Source organism: Streptomyces sp. NPDC051105, from assembly GCF_040682795.1.
In the GTDB taxonomy this organism is placed as follows: Bacteria; Actinomycetota; Actinomycetes; order Streptomycetales; family Streptomycetaceae; genus Streptomyces.
Genome location: NZ_JBFBBR010000011.1, coordinates 269,390 through 286,495, shown reverse-complemented (window position 1 = coordinate 286,495; position 17,106 = coordinate 269,390). Strand labels below are relative to the sequence as shown.

Annotated in this window: 14 protein-coding genes and 1 tRNA gene; 10 read left to right on the top strand and 5 right to left on the bottom strand. The window is 70.9% G+C overall.

Annotated features, from left to right (window positions below; genetic code table 11):
- The first annotated feature begins 252 nt into the window (after positions 1 to 252).
- The 8 genes from AB0N16_RS27445 (at position 253) to AB0N16_RS27410 (ending at position 9,874) form a co-directional block, all read left to right on the top strand.
- Positions 253 to 2,430, top strand: a complete 2,178-nt coding sequence (locus tag AB0N16_RS27445; protein WP_365801110.1) for a hypothetical protein — start codon at positions 253 to 255, stop codon at positions 2,428 to 2,430.
- Between the two features lie 152 nt (positions 2,431 to 2,582).
- Complete coding sequence (gene pelF / locus AB0N16_RS27440; RefSeq protein WP_365801108.1) at positions 2,583 to 4,187, top strand: GT4 family glycosyltransferase PelF; 1,605 nt, start codon at positions 2,583 to 2,585, stop codon at positions 4,185 to 4,187.
- Complete coding sequence (locus tag AB0N16_RS27435; RefSeq protein WP_365801106.1) at positions 4,184 to 5,533, top strand: hypothetical protein; 1,350 nt, start codon at positions 4,184 to 4,186, stop codon at positions 5,531 to 5,533. Before pelF ends, AB0N16_RS27435 begins: the two co-directional genes overlap by 4 nt.
- A 104-nt stretch (positions 5,534 to 5,637) precedes the next feature.
- Positions 5,638 to 6,645: an SDR family NAD(P)-dependent oxidoreductase gene (locus tag AB0N16_RS27430; RefSeq protein WP_365801104.1), complete on the top strand. Its 1,008-nt coding sequence runs from the start codon at positions 5,638 to 5,640 to the stop codon at positions 6,643 to 6,645.
- 104 nt (positions 6,646 to 6,749) lie between these two features.
- Positions 6,750 to 7,463: a nucleotidyltransferase family protein gene (locus AB0N16_RS27425; RefSeq protein ID WP_351700834.1), complete on the top strand. Its 714-nt coding sequence runs from the start codon at positions 6,750 to 6,752 to the stop codon at positions 7,461 to 7,463.
- Positions 7,464 to 7,467: 4 nt separating this feature from the next.
- A complete protein-coding gene (locus AB0N16_RS27420) occupies positions 7,468 to 8,373 on the top strand; it encodes an NAD(P)-dependent oxidoreductase (RefSeq protein ID WP_365801102.1) in 906 nt (301 codons plus the stop codon).
- A complete protein-coding gene (locus AB0N16_RS27415; protein WP_365801100.1) occupies positions 8,370 to 9,038 on the top strand; it encodes a spherulation-specific family 4 protein in 669 nt (222 codons plus the stop codon). Before AB0N16_RS27420 ends, AB0N16_RS27415 begins: the two co-directional genes overlap by 4 nt.
- Positions 9,035 to 9,874 carry an endo alpha-1,4 polygalactosaminidase gene (locus AB0N16_RS27410; RefSeq protein WP_365801098.1) on the top strand — a complete coding sequence of 280 codons (840 nt, stop codon included), beginning with the start codon at positions 9,035 to 9,037 and terminating at the stop codon, positions 9,872 to 9,874. The genes AB0N16_RS27415 and AB0N16_RS27410 overlap by 4 nt, the downstream gene beginning before the upstream one ends.
- A gap of 415 nt (positions 9,875 to 10,289) precedes the next feature.
- Here AB0N16_RS27410 and AB0N16_RS27405 read toward each other — a convergent pair.
- The 4 genes from AB0N16_RS27405 to AB0N16_RS27390 all read right to left on the bottom strand — a co-directional run bounded on the left by AB0N16_RS27405 (position 10,290) and on the right by AB0N16_RS27390 (position 13,434).
- Positions 10,290 to 10,362: transfer RNA gene (locus AB0N16_RS27405), tRNA-His, on the bottom strand.
- A 114-nt stretch (positions 10,363 to 10,476) separates the two neighbouring features.
- Complete coding sequence (orn, locus tag AB0N16_RS27400) at positions 10,477 to 11,079, bottom strand: oligoribonuclease (RefSeq protein WP_365801096.1); 603 nt, start codon at positions 11,077 to 11,079, stop codon at positions 10,477 to 10,479.
- 424 nt (positions 11,080 to 11,503) lie between these two features.
- On the bottom strand, positions 11,504 to 12,676 hold the full coding sequence (locus AB0N16_RS27395) for a helix-turn-helix domain-containing protein (RefSeq protein ID WP_365801094.1): 1,173 nt from the start codon (positions 12,674 to 12,676) through the stop codon (positions 11,504 to 11,506).
- Positions 12,677 to 13,053: 377 nt separating this feature from the next.
- The gene (locus tag AB0N16_RS27390) at positions 13,054 to 13,434 is read right to left on the bottom strand and encodes a hypothetical protein (protein ID WP_365801092.1); all 381 of its coding nucleotides are present in this window, start codon (positions 13,432 to 13,434) and stop codon (positions 13,054 to 13,056) included.
- Between the two features lie 363 nt (positions 13,435 to 13,797).
- Between AB0N16_RS27390 and AB0N16_RS27385 the strand changes: the two genes are divergently transcribed.
- Entirely contained in the window at positions 13,798 to 14,325 is a 528-nt protein-coding gene (locus AB0N16_RS27385) for a universal stress protein (RefSeq protein WP_365801090.1), read from the top strand.
- A gap of 154 nt (positions 14,326 to 14,479) precedes the next feature.
- Positions 14,480 to 15,046, top strand: coding sequence for a GPR1/FUN34/YaaH family transporter (locus tag AB0N16_RS27380; protein WP_365801088.1), 567 nt, complete (start codon positions 14,480 to 14,482; stop codon positions 15,044 to 15,046).
- Between the two features lie 233 nt (positions 15,047 to 15,279).
- Here AB0N16_RS27380 and glmS read toward each other — a convergent pair whose 3' ends face one another.
- Entirely contained in the window at positions 15,280 to 17,097 is a 1,818-nt protein-coding gene (glmS, locus tag AB0N16_RS27375; protein ID WP_365801086.1) for a glutamine--fructose-6-phosphate transaminase (isomerizing), read from the bottom strand.
- Positions 17,098 to 17,106 lie beyond the last annotated feature (9 nt).

The following is a 17,106-nucleotide window of genomic DNA, read 5'->3' as shown; positions in this document are numbered from 1 at the left end:
TCCGCCGGACGGGGTCAGATGCGTCTTCGATGTATCAGGCGATAAGCCTCGACGGCAGGCCAGGAGGTGATATACCTCTGGGCGATGGGGGCGCGGGGATCGGGGGATTCACGTATACGCGGTTGTATTCACCGCCGGCGCAGTCGTGCCCGCAAGTAGGCAAGCCTGCGCAATTTCTATCACTGTCTGATCTGTATCTGATCCACTGTTATGCCGCGCCGCGCTGACCCGCGGCGCTGGGGGGAGTTCATCATGCGTCGCATGCTGTTGAAATCCGGTGTGTGCGGCAGCGCTGCCGCGCTCGCGCTCGTCACGTCGCCCATAGCGGCGAAAGCGGCCACGCCGGAGCCGAGGATCGACCTGAAGGTGCTCGTCGTCGACGACGGGGGTCCGGCCACCGGGGCCATCACCGCCGAACTCGAGTCGGCAGGTACCCCGTACACCAGGGTCAACCTGGCCGACAGCGGTCGCCCGCAGATCAACGCCGCCTTCCTCAGCGACACCGTCAGCGGCCGTCCCAGGGCCAAGTACCAGGCCGTCGTGCTGCCGAACGACAACCCGTTCGGAGCCGGCTCCGCCGAGATGGCGGCCCTGGCGACCTTCGAGCAGACCTTCGGCATCCGGCAGGCCGACGCCTACACCTACGCCAGGCCCGAGGTCGGGCTGAACTACGCGCAGGCGCCCGGGTACATCGGCTCGCTCGACGGCACCACCGCCCAGGTGACGTCCGCCGGGAAGGCCGGACCCTTCGGCTACCTCGGCGGGAACGTCCCCTTCGAGGACAACGCGCCCGACGTGTCCGAGAGCTACGGCTATCTGGCCGTGCCGCTCGCCCAACAGCAGGCCGGGGCCACGTTCACCAGCTATGTGGACGCCCCGATCCCGGGCAGCTCCGCGCGCGGCTCGCTCGTCGGCGAGTACGCCCACGACGGGCGCCGGGAACTGGTCGTCAACTTCGTCTACAACCAGTACCAGGAGCAGTACCGGCTGCTCACCCGAGGCATCGTCGAATGGCTGACCCAGGGCATCCACCTGGGCGCCGACCGCAACTACTTCGCGGTCCACGTCGACGATGTCTTCCTCGGCGACGACCGGTGGAACACCTCGCTCAACTGCACCCCCGGTGACGTGGACTGCACCCCGGGCGGGGGCGCCACCCCCGACCCGATCCGGATGACGGCGGCGGACGCCCAGTACGCCAAACAGTGGTCCGCCGACCACGGACTCACGCTGGACATGGTGTTCAACGGCGGCGGCAGCGAGGACTACAAGGCGGAACACGGCGGCGCCGACCCCACGGCGGACCGGCTCATCGCCGACAAGAGCGCCTTCCGCTGGGTCAACCACACCTACCAGCACCCGTTCCTGGGCTGCGTCCAGGACGTCAGCGTGGTGCCGTGGAAGTGCTCCACCGACGCGAGCGGAAAGATCCAGTGGGTCAGCCAGGCCGACATCACCTCACAGATCACCCAGAACCGCACCTGGGCGGGCGGCAAGGGCCTCGCCCTCGACAACACGGAACTGGTCACCGGTGAGCACTCCGGGATGAAGGTGCTGCCGCAGCAGCCCGACGACAACCCCAACCTGGCCCCGTCCCTCAACGCCACCGGGGTGAAGTGGCTGGCCAGCGACAACTCCCGGGACCCGCAGCAGCGCCAGATCGGCTCCGCCCTCACCGTGCCCCGCTTCCCGATGAACGTCTACTACAACGCGGGCCACGCGACCGAGGAAGTGGACGAGTACAACTACATCTACACCAGCAAGGCCGACGGCGGCAGCGGCATCTGCGAGGGCTCCTCGACCACCACCTGCCTGAGCGCCCCGCTGGACCCCCGGACCGGCTACACGTCGTACATCGTCCCGCTGGAGAGCCGCATCGCCCTCGGGCACGCGCTGTCCAACGACCCCCGGCCGGTGTACATGCACCAGTCGAACCTCGCCGAGGACCGCATCGCCTACCCGGTGCTGGACAAGATCCTGGGCGACTACACCAGCCTCTACGCCGCCAACACCCCGCTCGTCAACCTGCGGCTGAAGGACATCGGGACCGAGCTGAAGAACCGCGCCGCCTGGGCCGCCGCGGTGAAGAACAACCAGGTCACCGCCTACCGGATCGGCAACACGGTCACCATCAGCTCGCCCAACGGCACCCAGACCAGCGCGACCATGCCCGCCGGCACCACCCAGAAGCAGCTGCTCGGCAGCACCGCCTTCGGCACCGCCTACGCCGGGCAGCTGTCCGGCTGGACCACCCCCGGCTTGCTGCAGGACTCGATCACCCTGCAACTGACCACGCAGGCCACGCCCGCAGCCCCCACCGCCACCGGTACCGCGGAGACAGCCGCACCGGCGCCCGCGCTGCGCGTGCCCAGTGGTGTGGCCAGCCCTGTCCCGGCAGGCCCCGGCGACACCGTCCGCCGCAAGCGCTGACCGTGATCAACGAGCACGACCTGCACGACGGGCACAACCGTCCCGGCGGGCACAACCGTCCCGGCGGGCCCAACGGGCATGACGGGACACGGGGATACGGGGATACGGGGACCTTGGCAGGGACCGATCGCACCATGCCGACATTCGGGAACATGCCGCCATCCGGCACGGCCAGGGCCATCGCGGCCCTCAACACCGGCGCGACCCGCGTCACGATGCTCACCGAGGGCACCTACCCGCACAGCCACGGCGGAGTGAGTGTCTGGTGTGATCAGCTGGTCCACGGCATACCCGACGTGGACTTCCAGATACTCGCGGTCACCAGTGACGGCCGCGAGACCCTCACCTGGGAAACACCCGCGCACGTCAGCAAGGTGGTCTCCATACCCACCTGGGGACCGACGCCGGCCGGCCGCGCACCGCGCGGCCGGCGGCTGCGGGGCTTCCTCGACACCTACGAGATGTTCCTGCTGGCACTCCTGGATCCCGGCCTCGATCCCGGCCCTGGTTCCGGCTCCGAGGCCGGCCCCAGCACCCTGGACCGCTTCGCCGAAGGGCTGTACGGCCTCGCGGCACGGGCCCGGAACGGGGAACTGACGGCGGCGCTGCGCACCGAGGCAGCGATATGCACCCTGGCCGACGTCTGGAACCGCCCGCACCTACCCACCCACGCCGCCCGGCCGACCATGCACGACGTACTGACCGCGACCGACCTGCTGGAACACGCGTTGCGCCCGCTGGCGGCCGACCCACCCAGGCACGGCATCACCCACGCCGTCAGCGGCGGACTGGCGGCCCTCCCCGGACTGCTGGCCCGGCACCTGCACGGCACGCCCCTGCTGCTCACCGAACACGGCGTCTACCTGCGTGAGCGCTACCTCGGTTACGGCGCCGGCGGTTACCACTGGCCGGTGAAGGCACTGCTGCTCGGCTTCTTCCGGCTGCTGGCACAGGAGACCTACGCCCGCGCCGCGCTCATCACGCCGGGAAGCCACTACAACCGACGCTGGGAGCAACGGGGCGGCACCGCGCCCGACAAGATCCGTACCGTCTACAACGGTGTGGACCCCGGGGCCTTTCCTCCCGCCGGTCCGGAACCGGAGACCCCCACGCTGACCTGGGCGGGGCGGGTCGATCCCATCAAGGACCTGGAAACGCTGATCCGGGCCTTCGCCCTGGTCCACCGGGAGATGCCCCAGGTGCGGTTGCGGCTGTTCGGCGGCACACCCAGCGGCGGCCAGGCCTACCGGGAACGCTGCCAGACTCTCAGCCGGGACCTGGGCATCGCCGAAGCGGTGGCCTTCGAGGGCCGGGTGGAGGACATCCGCGACGCTTACGCGGCGGGCACCGTGGTCATGCTCTCCAGCATCAGCGAGGGCTTCCCCTTCACCCTCGTCGAGGCCATGTCGTGCGGCCGGGCCACCGTCTCCACCGACGTCGGTGGGGTCCGCGAGGCAGTGGGCGACGCCGGACTCGTCGTACCGCCGCGCGAACCGGAGGCGATGGCACGGGCAGCCCTGGAACTGCTGCGCGCACCCGCCCGCCGGGCCCGGATGGGCGAGGCCGCGCGACTGAGGGTGATCGAACAGTTCACACTCCGGCACACCATCGACTCCTTCCGGGAGATCTACGGCGCGCTGGCAGCGGGCGTGGACCGGACGCACCTTTCCGAGACCCGGACGCACCTTTCCGAGGCCCGGACGCGCCTGGCCGGGGACCCGGCGCCGCACGCCCGACGGGCCGGAGGTGCGTGGTGAACCGGCCGCGCGACGACCGAACCTTGCTGCTGCGCCTGCCGACCCCGCCGCAGCGACCGACCTGGGCCGACGACCCGCTCGACGGGCTCGCCGAACGGCTGGCGGACGTGTGCGGGGCCGCCGTTCACCCGGACGAGATCGCCGCGGTGCTGGAGTCCGACGGGCTGACGCACGAACAGATCACCACCCGCTACGGGCGACGGGACCTGTTCGCCGTCGCGGAGGAGCTGTACGCCCGGGTGCCGCGCCGATACCCGGACCCCGGACCGGGGCCCGACCCGTGGCGGACCAGCCCGTGGCAGTGCCTGCTGCGCGGGATGCTGTTCGGCCTGCCGGGGCTGGCCTACCTGCTGGGCGCAGGACTGCTGCCCGGCCGGGTCACCGGGCTCGCCGCCTCGGCACTCGTGGCCTGGGCCTGGAACCAGGCACTGGCCCACCGCGCCTACGTACGGCTCGCCGCGGGAGGCCGGCGGGCAGCCGCGCGGTGCCTGCTGTTCGGGGCCCCGGCCGGGGTGACGGCAGCGGCGGCGACCGCACTGACCGTCTCGGGGGCGGGCGCCGTCCCGGCCTTCGCGGCGGGAGAGGCGCTCTATCTGGCGGCGGCCACGGTACTGCTCGTGCTGGGACGCGAACAGCACCTGCTGATCGCGCTCGTACCGACGGCGGCCGGGGCGGCCTGCGTACCGCTGTGGCGCCCCGGCCCGGTGCCGGTCGCCGTGCTGCTGCTGGCCACCGTCGCGGCTTCGGTGCTGTCGGCGGTACGGGAGATCGTACGGTCGCTGCGCACCACGAGCTCCTCGGTACCGGGCACGGCCAAGCTCACCGCCTCCGTCCCGTACGGGCTGTTCGGCCTCGCAGGCGGGGCGCTGACGCTGATGGCCCCGGCGGCGGGCAGGCCGGCCGCCGTCGTGCTGACGCTGAGCATGGGCGTGGCCGAGTGGTTGCTCTACCGCTACCGGAGCCTGACACTCACCGCCCTGCGGCACAGCCGGACCCCTCGGGGCTTCCGGCTCCGGGCGGCCGGCGTGCTCGCCCTGTGCCTCACCGAGTACCTCGCGGTGCTCGCCGCCCCGGCACTGGTCACCGGGGTGCCGCCGCTGCCGCTGCTCGCCCTCGGCGCGGCGCTCTGGGTCGCCCTGCTGCTGCAGGCGGCCGGAATCGCCTGGCCGTCCGCCGTGGCCTGCCTCGCCGCCGCCGTGGCGGAGGCCGCCCTGTCGGGCGGGACCGGCCGGGGACCGGCTCTGCTCAGCCCGGCGACCGCCGAGTTGGCGGCCTGCGGCTGCGCGACGGCGGTGCTGCTGGCGGTCGCGTGCACCCGGATGGGCCGGACCACGGCCCACCGCTGACCAGATCCCGGCAACCCGTGACCCCGTGACCTCATGACGACCCGACGCCCTGGCCCCACCGATTCAGATCCAGATTCACCTTGACATTCAGAGGAGACAGATCCGTGACCTCGTCCGCTCCCACAACCGTCGCAGTAACCGGTGCCGAGGGATTCATCGGCTCGCACCTGGTGGAGGCGCTCGTCGCGTCAGGACACCGGGTGCGCGCCATGGCCCAGTACAACTCCTTCTCGTCGTACGGCTGGCTGGAGACCCTGCCGCAGGACGTGATGGACAGTGTGGAGGTCGTACTCGGCGACGTACGCGACGCCGGGTCCGTGCAGCACCTGCTCACCGGCACCGAGGCGGTCTACCACCTGGCCGCGCTGATCGCGATCCCGTACTCCTACCAGGCACCGCACAGCTACGTGGCCACCAATGTCACCGGGACGCTCAACGTGCTGGAAGCCGTACGCCGGCTCGGCATCCCCAGGATGGTGCACACCTCCACCAGCGAGACGTACGGCACCGCGCAGACCGTCCCCATCACCGAGGACCACCCGATCAACACCCAGTCCCCTTACTCCGCCTCCAAGGCGGGCGGCGACCGGCTGGCCGACGGCTACTACGCCAGCTTCGGCATCCCGGTGGCCACCCTGCGGCCGTTCAACACCTTCGGGCCGCGCCAGTCCATGCGGGCGGTGATCCCGACCGTCATCGGGCAGGTGGCGGCCGGAGAGCGGACCATCGCCCTGGGCGACCTGCGGCCCACCCGGGACTTCATGTTCGTCAAGGACACCGCCCAGGCGTTCCTCGCGCTGGGCACCGCTCCCGCCGAGGCGGTCGTCGGCAGGACGTTCAACGCCGGCACGGGCGGCGAGATCTCGGTCGGCGACCTGGTGACGCTGGTCGGCAAGCTCATGGGGGCCGAGCTCGAGGTCCGCGAGGACGCGCAGCGCATCCGGCCCGCCGCGTCCGAGGTGATGAGGCTGGTCTGCGACGCCTCCCGGCTGCGCGCCGCGACCGGCTGGGCACCGGCCCACAGCCTCCAGGAGGGGTTGGAGCAGACCGTCCGGTTCTTCTGCGACCCGGCGAACCTGGCCCGCTACAAGACCGCCATCTACAACGTCTGACGCCTCGTCAATCCTTGACGCCTCGTCAATTCCTGACGCGTCGTCAATCTCTGACGACTCGTCTCAGGCCATCGGCCACCGACCGACCGACAACGGAGTCCGCCATGCACGCAGTCATTCTGGCCGGAGGCAAGGGTGTCCGGCTGCGCCCGTACACCACCGCCCTGCCCAAGCCGCTCGTCCCCATCGGCGACCAGCACGCCATCCTGGAAATCGTGATGCGGCAGCTGGTCAACTCGGGATTCACCAGCTGCACCATCGCCATCGGCCACCTCGGCCACATCATCCGCGCCTACGTCGGCGACGGCTCCCAATGGGGTATGCGCGTCGACTACTCGACGGAGGACAGCCCGCTGGGCACCATGGGCCCGCTGCTGACCATGCTCGACCGGCTGCCGGAGCACTTCCTGGTCATGAACGGCGACATCCTCACCGACCTGGACTTCCGCGCCGTCCTGCGCGGTCACCAGGCCGGCGGCGCGCCGCTGACGATCGCCACGTACTGCCGCAAGGTCAGGATCGACTTCGGCGTCCTCACCACCGACAGCAAGCAGGTCGTCGGCTTCACCGAGAAGCCGACCCTGGACTACCGGGTGTCCATGGGCGTCTACGGGCTCTCCCGGTCCACCCTGGACGGCTACACCCCCGGCCTGCCGCTCGGCTTCGACGAACTCGTCCTCGACCTGCTCCGCGACGGCACCCCTCCGGCCGCCCACGAGTTCGACGGCTACTGGCTGGACATCGGCCGCCCGGACGACTACGACCGCGCGAACGCCGAGTTCACCACCCACCGCGACCTGCTGCTCAAGGGAGCGTGACCTGATGCGCGTCCTCGTCCTGGGCTCCACCGGGTTCCTGGGCCGGCACATCACGGAGCAGCTGCGCGCCCTCTGCGGCGTCCGGGTGCTCCGCGCCGGCCGCTCCCCGGGCGCCGACCTGCGGGTCGACCTCACCACCGCCACCGTCCCCGCTCTCGCCGCCGACCTGCGCGCGCTGGCCCCGGACGCCGTCGTCAACTGCGCCGGCGCCGTCGGAGGCGGCCCGCTTCTGCTGGCGGAGACCAACGCCCGGGGGCCCGCCGTGCTGTGCGAGGCCCTGACCGCGGCCGACCTCCCGGTACGCCTGGTCCACCTCGGATCCGCGGGGGAGTACGGCGCGAACGCCGGGCAGCCACTCGGCGAGGACTCCGCCACCTGCCCGCAGGGCGCGTACGGGGCCACCAAACTGGCGGGTTCGCTGACCGTCGCCGAGGCCGCACTGGACGCCGTCGTCCTACGGGTGTTCAACCCCCTCGGGCCGGGCTCGCCCGGCACCAGCCTGCCCGGCCGGCTCGCCGACGAACTGCTGCGCGCCGGGCCGGACGGCGCGGTGCGGGTCGGTGACCTGTCCGCGTACCGCGACTTCGTCGACGCACGGGACGTGGCCCGTGCCGCCGTCCTCGCCATCACCGCCCCCGGCCCGCTGCCCCGCATCCTCAACATCGCCGGCGGCAGCGCCACCCGGGTCCGCAAGGTCGCGGAAGGCCTGGCCCGGATCAGCGGATTCCACGGCCGGATCGAGGAGAACGGCACCGGTTCCCAGCGCTCGTCAGCCGTCTCCTGGCAGCAGGCGGACATCACGGCCGCCGCCGCGGCTCTGGGCTGGCACCCCGAACGCACCCTCGCCACCTCGCTCGCCGACCTGTGGACCACGCGCACCGGCACGCCTCCGACCCCGCCCCCGGCATGACCCACGGCCGGCTGCTTGTTCCGCTGTACGTCCATCCCGCTGTGGACCCGGCGGCGTGGCAGGCCCTGACGCGGGTCCCGTCGCGGCTGTACGGCGTCGTCCTCAACGTCGCCGACGGCCCCGGCCCGACCCGCGACCCGGCCTTCGCCGCCGCCGCCGGGGCTCTGCGTGCGGCGGGCATACGCGTCCTCGGGTACCTCGACACCGCCTATGGCACCCGTCCCCACCAGACGGTGCTCCACGAGCTGCGCCACCACATCAGCTGGTACGGAACCGACGGCGTCTTCCTCGATCAGGCCGGCGCCGAAGCCGGCCTGCTGCCGTACTACCGCGCGCTGGCCGACGAGGCCCGCGACCACGGCGCCGGCACCGTCACGCTCAACCCCGGAATCCACCCTGACCCCGGCTACGCCTCCGTCGCCGATCTGCTGGTCACCTTCGAAGGGGACTGGCAGACCTACCTCACCTCGGCCGCGCCCTCCTGGACCGCGGCGCACCCGCCGGCCCGCTTCTGTCATCTGATCCACGGCATCCCCGACGGCCTGTGCGACCTCGCCGCCCGCACCGCACGGACCCGCCGAGCGGGCGTCCACTGCGCGGTACCGGGCGCGGGCGCGAATCCCTGGGCCGCCCTGCCCCCCGCCGTGAGGAGGGGAACCACATGAGGTTCGCGACCCGCCCGCCACTTCTGCTGTCAGCAGTGTCCCTGTTGATCACGGCAGTGCTCACGGGGCTGCTCACCGGGTGCGCCACCGTCCCGGACCGCACCCTCGACCGGATCCCTGGCGAAGACACGTCGGCCGCACGCTGGCAACCGCGCCCCGGCACGGCCTGGCAGTGGCAGCTCAGCGGCCGCGTCGACACCCGCGTAGCCGTCCCCGTCTACGACATCGACGGTTTCGAGAACAGCGCCGCCGTCGTGCGACGCCTCCACAGGAGCGGCCGTAAAGTCATCTGCTACATCAACGCCGGCGCCTGGGAGTCCTTCCGCCCCGACCGCAAGGCCTTCCCCGCCTCCGTCCTCGGCCGCTCCGACGGCTGGAGCGGCGAGCGCTGGCTCGACATCCGCCGCCGCTCGCTGCTGCGCCCCCTCCTGGCCGCACGTCTCGACATGTGCCGCGCGAAAGGCTTCGACGCCGTCGAGCCCGACCTCGTGGACGCCTACACCAACGACACCGGCTTCCCGCTGACCGCCGCCGACCAGCTCGCCTACAACCGCATGATCGCGGACCTCGTCCACGAACGGGGCATGGCGGTCGGCCTCAAGAACGACCTGGAACAGATCCCCGACCTGGTCCGTGACTTCGATTTCGCGGTCAACGAGCAATGCGCGGAGTTTCACGAATGCCCGTCGCTGAGTCCCTTCATCAAGGCGGACAAGGCCGTCTTCCACGTGGAGTACAGCGTGCCCAAGCGCACGTTCTGCCCGATCGCCAGGCGTCTCGGCCTCGACTCCATGCGCAAACAGCTCGCCCTGGGCCGCTGGCGCAGCCCCTGCTGAACCCCGCCGAAGTACCGGTTCACCCGCGCGGAGAAGGCGTCCGCGCGGAGAAGGCGTCCGAGGGAGGGTGTCCCGGTCCGCCACGCGCTCAGCCGTTTCCGGCCGCTGACCAAGGGGCACCGCTCCTCGCTGGTGCCGACCCTCTGCGTGCTTGTCGTGGTCGGGATCGGCGTCTGGGAGATCTCCCGGGACCGGATGACGGATGACCACCGGCCAACTGCTGGCCCGCGCCGCCTTCCTGGGCTCCCTGCACCCGCCCCGCCGATCCGCTCCCTCGGCCGGCTCGGCGAACCTCTCGGGCTCCCACGAACCGTCGCGCCCGGAATCCGGCCGCGTTCGGCCGCCGTTCGGCCAAGACGGATAACCAAAAGGCCTCTGACCCGCGTTTCCGCAAGCCAGAGGCCTTTCATGCAAGGGTGAGTGACGGGACTCGAACCCGCGACATCCTGGACCACAACCAGGTGCTCTACCAGCTGAGCTACACCCACCACGACCGGCAGTCGTTCTGTGGTTTCTCCGACCGGCCGAGAAAAAGTGTACAGGGTCCGAAGGGGTGCTCGCGCACGGCTTTCCGGGCGCCCCTTCGGGGACCTCCGGAACGCCTATTCCGCAGGCAGGACGTGCTTGGCCGCGATCGTCCTCGCGGTGTCCGAGTCGGGGCCGGGCTGCGGTACGAAGATGGCCTCGCGGTAGTAGCGCAGTTCGGCGATCGACTCGCGGATGTCGGCGAGGGCGCGGTGGTTGCCGTTCTTCTCCGGGCTGTTGAAGTACGCCCGCGGATACCAGCGCCGGGCCAGCTCCTTGACGCTGGACACGTCGACGATCCGGTAGTGGAGGTATCCCTCCAGGCCCGGCATGTCCCGGGACAGGAAGCCTCGGTCGGTGCCGACGGAGTTGCCGCACAGCGGGGCCTTGCCGGGTTCCTTCACGTGCTCCCGTACATAGGCCAGGACCTGCTCCTCGGCCTCGGCGAGTGTCGTGCCGCCGGCCAGCTCGTCGAGCAGGCCGGACGAGGTGTGCATCTGCCGCACCACCTCCGGCATCGTCTCCAGTGCCTTGGCCGGCGGACGGATGACGATGTCCACGCCCTCGCCGAGCACGTTCAGCTCGGAGTCGGTGACCAGTGCGGCCACCTCGATGAGCGCGTCGTCGGACAGCGAGAGGCCGGTCATCTCGCAGTCGATCCACACCATGCGATCGTTCATGCGACCACCCTAAAGCTGACGTCGGCGTTTGGGTGCCCCCGGTACGGCACAGACGTCTCCGGAGGCCGCCGCCCCCGGCCCCCACGTCATCGGCCTCCGGCCTCGCCCTCAAACGCCGGGCGGGCTGAGGGGGTGGGGGAGCGTGGTTGTCCCTCAGGCGCCGGACGGGCTGAGGGTTTCGCCTGAACCGCCGGGCGGGCTGCGTGGGTGGCTGAGCGAGGGCGGCCTGAAGCGCCGGGCGGGGTGCGTGGGGCGGCCTGAAGCGCCGGCCGGGCTGCGTGGGCGGCCTGAAGCGCCGGGCTGGGTGCACGGCAGCCTGGTGCTCTTGTTTTCTGCCTCGCCCCTTGTCCTACCGAGTCGGGTGGTGGGTGGGCGAGGGGCTTGGGCCCGCCCACCCGAGGGTGTCGGGTGGGCGGGTGGAGGCTCAGCTGCCCGTGCGGGGCCCCGGGAGGCTGGGCGACAGGCCTACCGCCGCTGACCTGCGGGTCTGCATCGGCAGTACGCCCTCGGGGTACGGCACCGACAGCGCGGCCGCCGGTGCCAGCTGCGCCGGTTCCGGCGCGTCGGCACGCTCGGACTGCGGCCGCCTCGCCCGGTACGCCGCCCGGTACGCCGCCGGCGAGGAACCCAGCTGCCGGCGGAAGTGGCCGCGCAGGGCGACGGGGGAGCGGAAGCCGCAGCGGCCCGCCACCTCGTCCACCGAGTAGTCCGACGTCTCCAGCAGACGCTGCGCCTGGAGGACCCGTTGCGTGATCAGCCACTGCAGCGGGGCGCTACCGGTCAGCGAGCGGAAGCGCCGGTCGAAGGTCCGGCGGCTCATGTAGGCGCGCGCCGCGAGCGTCTCCACGTCGAACTGCTCGTGGAGGTGCTCCAGCGCCCAGGCGACGACCTCGGCGAGCGGGTCGGCGCCGATCTCCTCTGGTAAAGATCGATCGAGGTAGCGCTCCTGACCGCCCGAGCGGCGCGGCGGGACCACCAGGCGCCGGGCGAGCGCACCGGCCGCCTCGTTGCCGTGGTCCGTCCGCACGATGTGGAGACAGAGGTCGATTCCGGCCGCCGTACCGGCGGACGTCAGGACGTCGCCGTCGTCCACGAAGAGTTCGCGTGGGTCGACGTGCACCGACGGATAGCGCTTGGCCAGCGTCGGCGCGTACATCCAGTGGGTGGTGGCCGGGCGGCCGTCCAGCAGTCCGGCGGCGGCCAGCACGAACGCGCCGGTGCACAGCCCGACTATGCGGGCCCCTTCTTCATGGGCGCGGCGCAGCGCGTCCAGCGCTTCTTCGGGCGGTGGCGCGGTGATCGAACGCCAGGCCGGTACGACGACCGTGCCGGCGCGTGAGATCGCCTCCAGCCCATGCGGCGCGGTGAGTTCCAGGCCCCCTGTGGTCCGCAGCGGGCCTTCCTCGCCACCGCACACCAGCAGTCGGTAGCGCGGCACTCCGGCGTCCTGGCGGTCTATCCCGAACACCGAAAGCGGTATGGAACTCTCGAAGATGGGACCGCCGCTGAACAGCAGCACCGCGACGATCTCCTTGCGGCGTCGCCCGGAGAGTTTCCGGGCCGCGGCTTCCGGCGCGGCAGTGGAGTCGTGGCTCATCCTGCTAAGCCCCCCTCGGTGGTCGCGGCTCCTCGGTTGTGTCGCTCCTGCACGTTTCCCCTCGGTCCTGCACGAGTCCCCCGCCGTAAGACGTCAAGATCGAATCTACTGGTTTCCGCGGTGTCGCGTTGACCAGTTCGACACGCCGTAGATTGTCGACATGACAACTTGGCGTGAAGCATTCGATCACGAAGCGTTGCACTCGGGGGCCGTGCAGGGAAGTACGCCTCGTGGCAGTGGCCAAACCGCGTAGGGTGCGAAGGGTTCCCCGGACCCTTTCCGTGCAGGTGGAACGGGGGTTGGGGGGTGGTCGGGGCGCCACTTGCACAGGGTCGGGAAGTTGGCTGAAAAGAAGCGTTCCCGTGCGCGGAAACCGGTCAGTCGACCGGTGTAGTGCCCCTAGTGTGACGTCCGCCTCCCCGGACCGCTCCGCGGGGGGCCCGGTGCGGCGCCCGGTGCGGCGCCCGATGTGGTGCCGGATGTGGTGCCCGGTGCGGCGCTCCGCGGTGTGTGCCGTGGGGTGCGCCGTGCGATGGTCCGCGCGGTGCCGTCCCGCGCTCCGAGCGGCGCAGCAGGTACCGGCAGGCGGCGGTGACGGCGGCGAGGCCGAGGGCGGTGCCGGCGGTGCCGGCCAGTGAGGTGCCGTACCAGAGCAGCACCACGGGGACGAGGACACAGGAGAACGCGGCCCAGCGGACGACGTCACCCGCGCTGTCCTGGGCGGAGTGCGGGTCGGGTTTCGGGCGCGGTCCGGACATGTGCGTATCTCCCTGGTCTCCCTGGTGGTGTCGTGCTCCTGCCGGCCCCCTGGGGGTGCTGCCGCCGGGTTCAACGCCTGTTCGAGCGGTCGGTCACTGCGCGTGGACCCTGCCCTTGTCCGAATCCTGTGCAAACCGCCTGTACGGGGCAGCAACCATTGCGTTACGGGCGCGGCTCGTGCATGCTCCCTGGAACCCCTAACCGACTCCGGGGACGGTCCCCTACGGAGAGTGCGCGGGATCTGGGCTGAGGAGGCGTGCCGCCGTACCCTTGAGGGTATGGGGTTGGGAAGATGTTTCCCGGACACAGCTCCGCCGCACACTGTCGTCCCTCCCACAAAGGATCACAACGCCGAGACAGCCATGGCCGGTCACGAATTCTTCGATCCAGCGGACCGCAAGCGGCCGGTCGCCGACCCCACGGCGGCCGATGCGCTGGCGGCGGAAGAGCCACGCCCTTCCTGCGATCCCGCCTTCCAGCACGGAGTGGTCGTCGGCTTCGACGGCTCCACCTCCAGTGAGCGCGCGCTCGCCTATGCGATCGGGATGGCACATCGCTCCCGCGCAGGGCTGATCATCGTCCACGTCGCCAACCGACTGCCGACCACCGTGTGGGCCGGCTGCGAGCCACCCGTCTTCGTCGACGTACCGGACCACCGCACCGAGGTGCTCGGTCTCGAACTCGCCTGTGCCGAGTATCTGGCGGAGGTGCCCTGGATCCTCGTCGAACGCGGCGGTGACATCTGCCACGAACTCGAAGAGGTGGGGCGGGAGTACGAGGCCGACGCGATCGTCGTGGGGTCCACCCAGGGCATCGTCGGGCGGATCTTCGGCTCCGTCGCGGGCAGACTCGCCAAGCGGGCCAAGCGGCCCGTCGTTGTCATTCCGTAACTCCACGTTCTCCCAGGTGAGATGCGCCGTGGGTACGGTCCGGCTCCCTTTGTGCCGTGCGTAAATCTACTCGTGCGTAGAGGTGTTTGTGCCCTTGTGAAGGGCATATACCGGTCACCGCGCACAACTGCACAAAGCATGAAGGGAGCCCGCCGTGGACAATGACGTCTCTGCGGGAAGTGGAACCACTACCGTGGCCGGCCGACTCGCCCTGGGGATCACCCTGTTGGCGTTCGGCCTCGGCACCACCGGCGTGATCGACGACGTCACCACATCCGACGCCGTGTCAGTCGCCCACTACGTGGGCGGAGTCGCCCTCTTCCTCGTCGGCCTGCTGGCCTTCCGTGACCGTGACACCGGGAACGGCACGGGCTATGTGGCCCTCGGTGCCCTCTGGTTCACCTGGGCCGTCTCGTCCGGCGGCAACGCCTCGGCCAACGCGGCCGGGCTCTTCCTGCTCCTCTTCGCCCTCGTGGCACTGTCGTTGACCCTCGCCGGCGGCGACCCGCTCGGACAGGCCATGCACGCGCTGCTGTTCCTGTCGATGCTGCTCCTCGCTGTCGCGAACTTCGCCGACAGCTCCTCGCTGGTCAAGGTGGGCGGCTGGGTCGCCGCGGCGGCGGGGGCGGTGGCCTGGTACGCCGCGACGGCCGCGCTCGCGCACTGGCCGACGGCACTTCCGAGGCGGGCTGCCGGTCGGGGGGTGACGGCCCACGGCTGATATGGCAGCCGACGCCGGGGGGTTGGGCGTCCCCGGCGATCCAATGAGCGGACCCCTTCGTGGCCTGACGGCACACGTGGGGGTCCGTTCGGTTGTCCGGCCAGTGCGGCCCGGTGGGGGCTGGTCGCGCAGTTCCCCGCGCCCCCAAAAGAAGGGGGGCTGCAGCAAGCGCCCCTTTAGGGGCGCGGGGAACTGCGCGACCAGCCCCCACGCGCCCGCACAGTCAAACGGTCCTACTCCACCGTCACCGACTTCGCCAGGTTCCGCGGCTTGTCGATGTCGCGGCCCAGCGCCTTCGCCGTGTGGTACGCGAGGAGTTGGAGGGGGATGCCCATCAGGATGGGGTCGAGTTCGTCCTCGTTCTTGGGGACGACGATCGTGCGGTCCGCCTTCTCCTGGTGCTGGTGGGCCACCGCCAGGATCTTGCCGCTGCGGGCCTTGATCTCCTCCAGGGCAGCGCGGTTCTTCTCCAGCAGGTCGTCGTCGGGGACGATCGCCACCGTGGGCAGCGCCGGCTCGATCAGGGCCAGCGGGCCGTGCTTCAGCTCGGACGCCGGGTAGGCCTCCGCGTGGATGTAGGAGACCTCCTTGAGCTTCAGGGAGGCCTCACGGGCCACCGGGTAGCCCCGGACGCGGCCGATGAAGAGCATCGAGCGGGCGTCGGCGTACTCCTTGGCCAGCTTCTCGATCTCCGCCTCCTGCTCGAGGATCTCGGCGATCTGGGCGGGCAGCCTGCGCAGGCCGTCGATGACCCGCTTGCCGTCCCGCACCGAGAGGTCGCGGGTGCGGCCCAGGTGCAGCGCGAGCAGGGCGAAGGCGACCGTCGTGTTGGTGAAGCACTTGGTCGAGACCACGCAGACCTCGGGGCCCGCGTGCACGTACATGCCGCCGTCCGCCTCGCGGGCGATCGCCGAGCCGACCACGTTCACCACGCCCAGCACCCGCGCGCCCTTGCGCTTCAGCTCCTGGACGGCGGCGAGCACGTCGTACGTCTCACCGGACTGGGAGACCGCGATGTAGAGGGTGTCGGGGTCGACCACCGGGTTGCGGTAGCGGAACTCGGAGGCGGGCTCGGCGTCCGCCGGGATCCGGGCCAGCTCCTCGATCATCTGGGCGCCGATCATGCCCGCGTGGTAGGAGGTGCCGCAGCCGAGGATCTTCACCCGGCGCACGGCGCGCGCGTCCCGGGCGTCCAGGTTGAGGCCGCCGAGGTGCACGGTGGAGAAGCGGTCGTCGATCCGGCCGCGCAGCACACGGTCGACCGCGTCGGGCTGCTCGAAGATCTCCTTGTGCATGTAGGTGTCGTGGCCGCCCATGTCGTACGACTCGGCCTCCCACTCCACGGTGGTCGGCTCGGCCGTCGTCCGGGTGCCCTCGGTGGTGTATGTCCGGAAGTCGTCGGCCTTGAGGGTGGCCATCTCGCCGTCGTCCAGAGTCACTATCTGGCGGGTGTGGGTGACCAGGGCCGCGATGTCGGAGGCGACGAACATCTCCTTGTCGCCGATGCCGAGGACGACCGGGGAACCGTTGCGGGCCACCACGATGCGCTCGGGGAAGTCGGCGTGCATCACCGCGATGCCGTAGGTGCCCTCGATCAGGCGCAGCGCCTGGCGGACCCGCTCCTCCAGGGTCTCCGCCTGGGAGCGGGCGATCAGGTGGACGAGGACCTCGGTGTCGGTCTCGGAGAGGAACTCGACGCCGTCCGCCTCCAGCTTGCGGCGCAGGTCGCCGGCGTTGTCGATGATGCCGTTGTGGACGACGGCGACCTTCTGGTCGGCCGACATGTGCGGGTGGGCGTTCACGTCGGAGGGGGCGCCGTGGGTGGCCCAGCGGGTGTGGGCGATACCGGTGGTGCCCTTGAAGCGCGCCGGGACCTTGGCCTCCAGGTCCCGGACCCGGCCCTTGGCCTTGACCATCTTCAGGCCGGCCGCCTTCGGGGAGGTGACGACGATGCCCGCCGAGTCGTAGCCGCGGTATTCCAGCCGCTGCAGCCCCTCCAGGAGCAGGGGAGCGACATCACGCTTACCGATGTATCCGACAATTCCGCACATATATAGGTG

Excerpts from the sequence above, each read along its gene's own strand:
- AB0N16_RS27415 (WP_365801100.1), top strand. The coding sequence starts at position 8,370 with ATGACCCACGGCCGGCTGCTTGTTCCGCTGTACGTCCATCCCGCTGTG.
- AB0N16_RS27420 (WP_365801102.1), top strand. The coding sequence starts at position 7,468 with ATGCGCGTCCTCGTCCTGGGCTCCACCGGGTTCCTGGGCCGGCACATC.
- AB0N16_RS27385 (WP_365801090.1), top strand. The coding sequence starts at position 13,798 with ATGGCCGGTCACGAATTCTTCGATCCAGCGGACCGCAAGCGGCCGGTC.
- pelF (WP_365801108.1), top strand. The coding sequence starts at position 2,583 with ATGCCGCCATCCGGCACGGCCAGGGCCATCGCGGCCCTCAACACCGGC.
- orn (WP_365801096.1), bottom strand. The coding sequence starts at position 11,079 with ATGAACGATCGCATGGTGTGGATCGACTGCGAGATGACCGGCCTCTCG.
- AB0N16_RS27395 (WP_365801094.1), bottom strand. The coding sequence starts at position 12,676 with ATGAGCCACGACTCCACTGCCGCGCCGGAAGCCGCGGCCCGGAAACTC.
- AB0N16_RS27390 (WP_365801092.1), bottom strand. The coding sequence starts at position 13,434 with ATGTCCGGACCGCGCCCGAAACCCGACCCGCACTCCGCCCAGGACAGC.
- AB0N16_RS27445 (WP_365801110.1), top strand. The coding sequence starts at position 253 with ATGCGTCGCATGCTGTTGAAATCCGGTGTGTGCGGCAGCGCTGCCGCG.
- AB0N16_RS27425 (WP_351700834.1), top strand. The coding sequence starts at position 6,750 with ATGCACGCAGTCATTCTGGCCGGAGGCAAGGGTGTCCGGCTGCGCCCG.
- AB0N16_RS27410 (WP_365801098.1), top strand. The coding sequence starts at position 9,035 with ATGAGGTTCGCGACCCGCCCGCCACTTCTGCTGTCAGCAGTGTCCCTG.
- glmS (WP_365801086.1), bottom strand. The coding sequence starts at position 17,097 with ATGTGCGGAATTGTCGGATACATCGGTAAGCGTGATGTCGCTCCCCTG.